The organism is Acetonema longum DSM 6540 (assembly GCF_000219125.1).
Lineage (GTDB): Bacteria > Bacillota > Negativicutes > Sporomusales > Acetonemataceae > Acetonema > Acetonema longum.
Map to the genome: position 1 here is coordinate 1 of NZ_AFGF01000260.1, position 1,033 is coordinate 1,033.

Genomic DNA, 1,033 nt, shown 5'->3' on the forward strand with positions numbered 1-1,033 from the left:
TGCCGAACTCAATCAGTCGCGTTTTCTCTGGCTCCAATTCCAACCCGAACTCCTTGAATCGGTTTCCCACTGTTTCGAGAAATCGCTCCGCTTCGTCCTTATACTGGAATGTTGCCACGAAATCATCGGCATAGATGACCAGCCCGCACTCTCCCCGGCAAGTGGGCTTGAATATCCTATCAAACCATAGCGCCAGAGCGTAGTGCATGTAGATGTTCGCGATGATTGGGGATGCCAGGTTGCCTTGCTCTGCCCCCTTGCTCGTCGCGCGCCATTTCCCTTCTTCCTGCACTCCTGCCGTCAGGGTTTTCTGGATCAGCCACAGGATGTTTGGGTCGGCCAGTCTGAACTTTACGAGCTTCAGGATTGTGCTGTGCTCCATGTTGTTGAAATACCCTTTGATATCAGCATCAACGATGTAGTTCGTCCTACCTTGGTCAATCCGGGTGTTCAACGCTCGGAGTGCGGTGTGGCAATTGCGGTTTGGGCGAAAACCGTGCATACTGTCATGGAGCCTGCCTTCAAAAACTGCCGACAACACACGTCTAAGCGCGTCTTGCACGAGCTTGTCTTCGTACGCCGCGATTCCCAGTGGCCTCATTTTTCCGTTTGTCTTGGGAATATAGACGCGTAACGATGGCTGGGGTCGGTAGTTTTTCCTTTTGAGTCTGGCTACAAGGTTGCTTAGATTCTCTTCCAACTTGGTTTCATACTCATCTTTCGTTACTTTGTCCACGCCGGTCGCTTTTCTCCCGTTCATTTCTCGATGACATTGCTTCAGCAGGTCATCGTCGATCCAATGATAGAGCGACGTGAATACCATTTTGGGATTCTGGGCTACCCGTTCGCTTATCCTCTCCAGTTTTGTTCCCATTCTTCTCCTATCCCTGCGTATAGAGAATGTTTCCCTCAGAGAGGGCCTCTTGATGTGATGGCCTTCTCTCCTGCGGCATTACCCGCAATCTTCGCTACTACGCCATCATCCGACTCCCACGCTCCCTTTGGCCTCCTCCGTTTACTGCGTTGTACGGCC

General features: G+C 51.7%; 1 protein-coding gene. It reads right to left on the bottom strand.

The window, feature by feature from the left end:
- The coding region (locus ALO_RS19165) for a reverse transcriptase domain-containing protein (protein WP_004099483.1) at positions 1-874 on the bottom strand (874 nt) is incomplete at its 3' end.
- Positions 875-1,033: the final 159 nt, after the last annotated feature.